At 39.0% G+C, this 7096-nt stretch carries 7 protein-coding genes; 3 read left to right on the forward strand and 4 right to left on the reverse strand.

Features of this window, described 5'->3' with window-relative positions; genetic code table 11:
* Window positions 1–8: 8 nt before the first annotated feature.
* Together E0E32_RS02290 and E0E32_RS02295 are read right to left on the reverse strand one after the other, a co-directional pair.
* Window positions 9–275, reverse strand: a complete 267-nt coding sequence (locus E0E32_RS02290; protein WP_066187330.1) for a hypothetical protein — start codon at window positions 273–275, stop codon at window positions 9–11.
* A gap of 192 nt (window positions 276–467) precedes the next feature.
* Window positions 468–1943: an MDR family MFS transporter gene (locus tag E0E32_RS02295; RefSeq protein ID WP_066187332.1), complete on the reverse strand. Its 1476-nt coding sequence runs from the start codon at window positions 1941–1943 to the stop codon at window positions 468–470.
* A 361-nt stretch (window positions 1944–2304) separates the two neighbouring features.
* Here E0E32_RS02295 and E0E32_RS02300 point away from each other — a divergent pair, with 361 nt between their 5' ends.
* Window positions 2305–3117, forward strand: a complete 813-nt coding sequence (locus tag E0E32_RS02300; RefSeq protein WP_130858850.1) for an alpha/beta hydrolase — start codon at window positions 2305–2307, stop codon at window positions 3115–3117.
* A gap of 68 nt (window positions 3118–3185) precedes the next feature.
* On the opposite strand, the gene E0E32_RS02305 is transcribed toward E0E32_RS02300, so the two are convergent.
* Window positions 3186–4187 (reverse strand): LLM class flavin-dependent oxidoreductase, encoded by a 1002-nt coding sequence (locus E0E32_RS02305; protein WP_130858826.1) that lies wholly within the window; start codon window positions 4185–4187, stop codon window positions 3186–3188.
* A gap of 88 nt (window positions 4188–4275) precedes the next feature.
* On the opposite strand from E0E32_RS02305, the gene E0E32_RS02310 reads away from it, so the two are divergent.
* Window positions 4276–4626: a DUF488 domain-containing protein gene (locus tag E0E32_RS02310; protein WP_066187341.1), complete on the forward strand. Its 351-nt coding sequence runs from the start codon at window positions 4276–4278 to the stop codon at window positions 4624–4626.
* Window positions 4627–4670: 44 nt separating this feature from the next.
* Here the strand turns inward: E0E32_RS02310 and E0E32_RS02315 are convergent, their stop codons facing one another.
* Entirely contained in the window at window positions 4671–4871 is a 201-nt protein-coding gene (locus E0E32_RS02315) for a cold-shock protein (protein WP_018934369.1), read from the reverse strand.
* 860 nt (window positions 4872–5731) lie between these two features.
* On the opposite strand from E0E32_RS02315, the gene rlmN reads away from it, so the two are divergent.
* On the forward strand, window positions 5732–6805 hold the full coding sequence (gene rlmN, locus E0E32_RS02320) for a dual-specificity RNA methyltransferase RlmN (RefSeq protein ID WP_066187344.1): 1074 nt from the start codon (window positions 5732–5734) through the stop codon (window positions 6803–6805).
* The last annotated feature ends 291 nt before the right edge of the window (window positions 6806–7096 follow it).

A 7096-nucleotide genomic window follows, 5' to 3' on the forward strand; every position in this document is an offset into this window, starting at 1 on the left:
GTTTGCCACTAGTCATTTTTTAATGCATCCGATATGTGCTTCTGATCATTGTCCCAGTCCCATTGCGGATTAATTCGGTCGATAAATTTCTGCAGCTGCTGTTCGGTTAGGTCCCTTTTACCGTTGGAATTATTGAGATAGGATTTTAATTCCCAATCGCCACCCTTTTTATTAGTAAAAGTTCGCCATTTAACGGTAAAGATGTAATCATTTCCATTAATATCGGCATGAACAAGTAAAATATCATTGTGTAAAATAAAATTGCTTAGCTTCATGATGTACACCCCCTATTCTTATCATACCATAATGAAGAAAGACTAAGAAGTTTATTTGGTATCTGGCTTTGTCATTACTAAGAGATATTGAAGATGTTAGGTAATTGTATCTTCCATTGGTATCTTCTTTGTAGCGTTGTCGAATAACGTACGTTTAAGTCAAAACATACAAATGCGCGTTTCTTCAAAGTCTTATTGCTTGGGTATCGATACTTTCGGGAAAAACCATAGAATGATAAACGTAAGCGTACCAATTAAAAACAAGCCTAGATATACCGTATGTAGTGCATAAGATAGCCCATCTTGCATTAATGTCAAGGTATCCGACGAAATGGTGTCTTGGAGATCCTGATTTAATAAGGCATCCGTATTGGGCATATCCACATCTACAGCCTGTTGTTGATAGAAATGCTGTAGCCTGAGATTTAAGAGCCCGCCAAGTAAAGAGGCGCCGACCGCACTACCGATAACCCGCATAAACATATTTAAGGAGGTGGCTGCTCCTCGCTCTTGCCAGGATACACTGTTTTGGATGGCTACGATAAATGTTGTTGACGTGAGCCCCATGCCGACGCCTACTACTAATGAGCTAACACCTGCATAGATCGGTCCTTTATCGGCATCCAGTAAGAAAAAGAGCAATGTACCAATAAACAAGGCGATACCACCTATAAATGCTGTTTGTTTAAAACCAATTCGTAATACCAAGTGCCCTGCAATGGTGGCAGATATCGGCCAACCTACCGATAAAGTACTCAGCGTAAATCCTGCAACAATCGCTGATTCTCCCATCACCCCTTGTACAAAGGTGGGGAGAAAGCTGGATAATCCTAAAACAATCATACCGGAAAGTAAAGTAGCTACGTTGGCAATGACCATGAGTTTATTTTTCCAAAGGTGCAAGGGCATCATTGGTGCTGTAGATTTACGTTCTTGCCATATGAACAGAACGATACCAATAATAAATAATCCAAGCAAGCCTAGGGTCTCTAGAGACATCCATGCCCAATTAGTTCCGGCTTGAACAAAAACAATAACTAACGAGGAAATGGCGATAAAGAAAAGACTTGTGCCAAGATAGTCAACCTTTTTCTTCTCCTTATTTACATCTTCGTGGAAGAATATCATCACTCCTGCCAAGCCAATTAAACCAAGCGGGATGTTAATCCAGAAGATCCAAGCCCAATGTATAAATTGAACAATAAATCCACCTAGAAGTGGGCCGACAACGGAAGAAATTCCCCAGACACTAGCTAGGTATCCTTGCACCTTAGCTCGTTCTTCGGCATTATACATATCTCCTACCATGGTGGTTACGATAGGTTGGATGGCACCTGCCCCCAATCCTTGGATAAGACGGAAAATAATCAGGGCAGTCATCGTATGAGCAAGTCCACATAATAAGGAACCGATAAGAAAAATCCCTACACCAATGACAAAAATCGGTTTTCGTCCAAATAAATCGGCTAGTTTTCCATATACCATCGTAGTTACCGCTTGCATTAATAGAAAGCTAGAAAAAACCCAGCTATATAATGAGAATCCACCTAAGTCGGAAACGATATTTGGCATGGCTGTAGCGATAATGGTTCCCTCAATGGCTGCCATAAACATGGAGAGTACCAAGGCGATTAATACGAGCGGTCGTTTTGTTTGTTTATCTACCATCATTTATTCGTCCTTTGCTGCAACTATTTGTATGTAATCTTCTCGTCTAAATTAGCGAGTATATATGATTGTTGGAACTTCCCTTTATTGTAGCAGATTCTCTTTTGGTTTGTCAGAAATAAGCTTTTTTCTGATGGCGCATGGTTAATCTACATAAAATAAGAAAGCGTTTTGGTTTCGAACCGGTTTTGATCTTTAAATAAGTGGATAGAGGAAGCTGCCACTCATATTGTTTACTTTGATTTAACTTAATGGAAACTCTAGCTTAAGATCTGTGAAAAAAAACGGTGCTTTTCATCTACAAACAGCAAGTATCTGTGCTAGAATAATAAAAAGGAAATGAGACATAGGGGGATGAATGATGGCATTAATTACTTGTAATTTCTTTTCTGATGTATTAAATCTTAGTACAACCATGACGGTTATTCTGCCGGAAGAAACATCCAATCAAATCGGTCAAAAAAATCGACGCATGGATGGTAAGCTTCCTGTCTTGTATTTATTACACGGTTTTAGTGATGACCATACGATCTGGTCAAGGAGAACCTCGATCGAACGATATGCAGCATCATATGGTATAGCGGTGATCATGCCACAAGTGGATCATAGCTTTTATTTGGATATGAGTTATGGAAAAAAATATTGGACATTTATCGCAGAGGAATTACCCCAAAAAGCCCGATCATTTTTTCCGCTATCTGATAAACGAGAAGATAATTTTGTATCCGGATTATCGATGGGTGGATATGGTGCATGGTTATGGGCATTGCGTCATCCAGATCGTTTTGCCGCCGCAGCTAGTTTATCCGGTGTGATGGATATTGCGACCCATTACCGCCAAGTGAAAGGTGAAAGTAACCCAGTCGCCAATGCTCTTTATCATATTTTTGCTGGTGAGGATTTAACAGATACCGATGTTGATCTTTTTTATCTGCTGCAAATGTTGAAGGAAGATAAACAAAGGATTCCAAAGTTATTCCAAGCTTGTGGAACAGAGGATTTTCTCTGGGATAGTAATAAGCGCATGTATCAATTTGCTATGGAATTAGATGTGCCGATTACAGAATCATTTAGTGCTGGAGAACATGAATGGGGCTATTGGGATACAGTGATTCAGGAAGTATTGGAATGGCTTCCAATCCAGAATAATCCAGCTAGTCGCAAAAAGCATTGAGCAAGGTTTGATTATGATAAAATCCCCCTTTTCCTGCCTAAAGAAATGGCAGAAGAAGGGGGATAAACTTAACCGTTTACTACGTCGGCGACGATTTGGTAGGATTGTTTTCTTGCTTCATGATCATAAATTTGTGAATTAATAATCACTTCATCTGCCGCAGTTTCTTCAAGGAACTGGGCAAGTTTCTCGGCGACAGCTGTCTTATCACCAATAATGGTAGACTTACTATTCACATTTTTTTCAACAGAAGCCTTTTCATATATGCTCCATTCTTGGTCAATATCATCGATTGGCGGCATTAATTGAGAAGGTGCGCCTCGTACCATCGAAAGAAATTGCTGTTGTTGTGAGGTGGCTAACCATTTGGCCTTTTCATTTGTCTCGGCTGCAATAACATTGACACCCACCATGGCATACGGCTGATTTAAGTGCTCGGAAGGTTGGAATCGATCACGATATAGGCTTAAAGCAGGTACCGTATAATCTGGAGAAAAGTGACTGGCAAAAGAAAAAGGCAGTCCTTTTTCAGCCGCTAATCGGGCACTGAAATCACTAGAGCCTAGTAGCCAGATTGGTACATTTGCTCCTTTGCCGGGAACGGCCTTGACACGCGCATCTCCTGCAAAATAGGATTCTAATTCTTCTACTTGATTAGGAAAGTCTTCTGGACTACTGTTTAGTGTCCGACGTAAGGCAAAGGCAGTTGCTTGATCACTTCCCGGTGCTCGTCCTAAGCCAAGGTCGATTCGATCAGGGTATAAGGCGTCTAACGTACCAAACTGCTCGGCGATAACGAGTGGTGCGTGATTCGGCAACATGATGCCCCCAGATCCAACGCGAATAGATTGGGTATGGCTGGCTACATGGCTAATCAACAAGGAAGTGGCAGAACTAGCAATACCGGGCATGTTATGGTGTTCGGCCAACCAATAGCGGTGATAACCAAGCTGTTCTGTGTGTTGAGCTAAGTTAGCACTGTTATTTAAAGAAGTACGGATGTCTTGTTGATAAAGAATCGGTGCTAAATCTAAAACAGAAAAGTTTACATTGGAAAATGTGGTTGACAAGTATATCACTCCTTAAGGTAATCTAATATGTAGGAAATGATACGCTGAAGGAGTGGAAAGGTCTAATAATTTGCTTAGGGGGAAGTATATGCGAAGAAAGCGAGTGTATCAATTACCAAGCAAACAAGATGGTTTTCGGATTTTGGTGGATCGTCTTTGGCCAAGAGGAGTGTCCAAGGAAAAGGCACAAATCGATGTATGGTTAAAAGAGATTGGCCCGTCCCCGGCATTGCGGAAATGGTTTGCCCATGATCCGACGAAGTTTGCCATGTTTAGGCAGAAATATATGCAAGAATTAAAAGAAGATCAGGATAAAGCAACAGCGCTGGAGTCGTTAAGAGAATATCGAAATAAATATGGTGATAACCTGACATTGGTGTATGGGGCTAAGGATGAAGTGTATAACCATGTTGTCATTTTAGAAGAATTAATCCAATAAAAAAAGCTTATGCAACTGCATAAGCTTTTTTACAAAAGCGCTAATTAGTTTTTCACTACGTTAGCAGCTTGTGGTCCACGGTTACCTTCTTCGATATCGAAAGTTACGCTTTGACCTTCTTCAAGTGTTTTAAAGCCTTCGCCTTGGATAGCAGAGAAGTGTACGAATACGTCGTCTTGTCCTTCAACTTCGATGAATCCAAAACCTTTGTCTGCGTTAAACCATTTTACTGTACCTTGTACCATATTTCTTTTCCTCCTAGTGTGAAACTTTCACACAAATGTATTACTATTCTTGCTCTTGCCCCAAAACGAACACTTTACGTTACATACTTGAAGGTGTCATCGAACAAAATAGCTAATTGTATTATAACAAGCATAGACAAAAAAAGCAACCCAAACTATGTAAATTCTTTTATTTCATGGTGATGAATTTCTTTACAGCATAGTTTTTTATCTCGAATAACCTTGCGTTTTCCTGTTCAGGCTAAGATGGGAGGGACTATTTTTTATATGAAAATAAAGCATAGGATCCTTGGTATAATAGGATTTGAAATGATGTTGACCTGGAATGAATCGTAATACCGATACGTTGGATAATGTAACGTAACGAGTCCAATTATGCCATATCGTAAAGTCATATTCTCTCCTTATCGGTAGTCAGCATTTTCTTTTGATTACATAAGTGGAATGAAATAATGTCTCATTGATCTGGTATGTGCTCTTGATCCATCCACACGAATGAATCAAACGAGGCATTATCAGAAAATCATGCGAGCAATGACTTGCTTGTCACACGTTTTTGTTACATTTATAAGTTCAACTTATATAGTAATAAAGGGCCAGGTGGGGGTTGCTTGGTTTTTCTTATTACAAAAGTGCTGTAGTCCCATGTATTTTTATATGGTAAGCAAAGAAAATCCTATGAACATGGCCACACTTTGATCTTGAACTGAATAAACAGGAAAAAATCAACTTTATTATGATTGACCATAACCACTTTGTAAATAGTATAGATATCACCGTATTAAAATTTTAAACTTGCATAGCTGTCAAATATTCAGTATGATGAAATGATGAAGATTTGTCTTATTTAGAAAAGGGGGATGTTGGTGAAAACCTCTATTTATTCATTAACACAACAACAATTGCAAGATTGGTTAATAGAACATGGTCAAAAGAAATTTCGCGCGCAACAAGTTTGGGATTGGTTATACAAAAAACGTGTGAACAGCTTCGATGAAATGCGGAATCTAAACAAAGACTGTCAATTAGTACTGGAAGAGAACTTTTACTTAGGAACGTTACAGCAGGAAATCAAACAAGAATCAAAAGATGGTACCATTAAATTCTTGTTTAAGTTAACTGATGGTAATTTGATTGAAACGGTTTTAATGAAATTTCCTTATGGCTACTCGGTATGCGTAACCACTCAAGTAGGTTGTAATATTGGGTGTTCCTTTTGTGCGAGTGGTATTCTCACTAAAGATCGCGACTTATCTGCTGGGGAAATCGTAGAGCAAATTGTCAATGTACAGAAACATTTGGACCAAAAAGAGAAACAAGAACGTGTTAGTCATATTGTAGTGATGGGTATCGGCGAACCATTTGATAATTATCAGAATACGATGAATTTCTTAAGAATTGTCAATGATCAAAACGGGCTTTCTATCGGTGCTCGTCATATTACGGTGTCAACAAGCGGATTGGCGAAACGAATTTATGATTTTGCGGATGAAAACATGCAAGTCAATTTGGCCTTATCCTTGCATGCACCAAATAATGAATTAAGAACACAAATTATGAAAATTAACCGAGCGTTCCCTCTTGAGAAACTAATGGATGCGATCGATTATTATCTGGAAAAAACCAATCGCCGGATTACCTTTGAATATATTTTATTAAAAGGAGTAAACGATCATAAACAAGAGGCGGAGCAACTTGTACAGTTATTAAAAAATAAGCGCCACTTGTCTTACGTGAATTTAATTCCTTATAACCCAGTGGATGAACACATTCAATATGATCGCAGTGAGAAACAGGCGATTTTGGATTTCTATCAAGTATTGCTTGAGAATGGAATAAATTGTGGCGTGCGTGTAGAGCACGGAACGGATATTGATGCGGCATGCGGACAGCTAAGAAGTAAGCAAATAAAGAAAGATAAACAAAAGGCATAGAGCCAAACTTCATGTAAGTAGATCCTGATCGAATGACATAACCATTATCAAAGCCTCCCTCATTTTCAATGATGAGTGGGGCTTTTTTTCGAAAAATGGAGAGAACTTTCCATTCATCAAGTTAGAAAAATACGATAAAATCAATAACCCTGTTGTAATTTACAGTAAGCGATCAATACTCAAGTGTATAGAAAAATCCCCAACCCTGCGATAAACTGTTCTAGAAAGAGGAACAGAAGGGTTGGGGAGATTTATCCTTATTTCTTGTTTCGTGGCTTTGGCAGCGTTCTT

The organism is Gracilibacillus phocaeensis (assembly GCF_900626275.1).
Lineage (GTDB): Bacteria > Bacillota > Bacilli > Bacillales > Amphibacillaceae > Gracilibacillus > Gracilibacillus timonensis.